The sequence below is a fragment of the Oleiphilus sp. HI0067 genome (assembly GCF_001635735.1).
In genome coordinates, this window is the sequence record NZ_LWFI01000161.1 from 1 (window position 1) to 652 (window position 652).

General features: G+C 45.2%; 1 protein-coding gene. It reads left to right on the forward strand.

The window, feature by feature from the left end:
* Positions 1-652, forward strand: a 652-nt coding sequence (locus A3739_RS29180; RefSeq protein ID WP_369821080.1) for an SPOR domain-containing protein, incomplete at both ends; no start/stop codon positions are given.

Consider the following 652-nt stretch of genomic DNA (forward strand, 5'->3'; position numbering starts at 1 on the left):
GCTAGTGAAAGCGTTGTGATAGATGAAGAAGCTCAGCGTGAGCGTTTAGCTCGATTGGATGAAGCGTTGCGACAAAGTGAGAAGTTTGATGTGGTGCAAGAAGCGGTAGTTGTTGAGAATGAATCTTCGCTAGCTGTTAATGAGACCTTGGCGGCTGAAAATGTAGCGAGTGATGATTTGCTAGAGACAAAAGAGTCTGCCAAAGAGGACTCTGATTTAGTCGGGTCGAAAGGTGCGCAGTCTGACGATCCAGTCCTAGCGAATGAAAAGAATAACGATGCAGCTGATACTGATTCAGGCGTCACTGCATTAGAGTCGAGCGTGAAGCCTGAGTCTGAGGTTGTTCGGACAAGCACGGAAAATCTTGGTACTGATATGCCTGAAGATAAAGTCATAAAGGTATCGGTGAAAAAAAGCCAAGAAGATTCTTCAGTATTTGGTGGCGCTAATTACACGCTTCAGGTATTGGGTTCTTATAATGAGTCAACAGCGCAGCGTTTTGTAGAGTCGAACCAACTTCCAGATTTATATTATGTGCGGTCGACATACAAAGGTAAGGCGTGGTTTGTGGTGCTTTATGGTCGTTTTGAATCTGCTTTCGATGCGCGATCGGCAGATTTGCCAGATGTTGTAGCGTCACAAAAACCTTGGG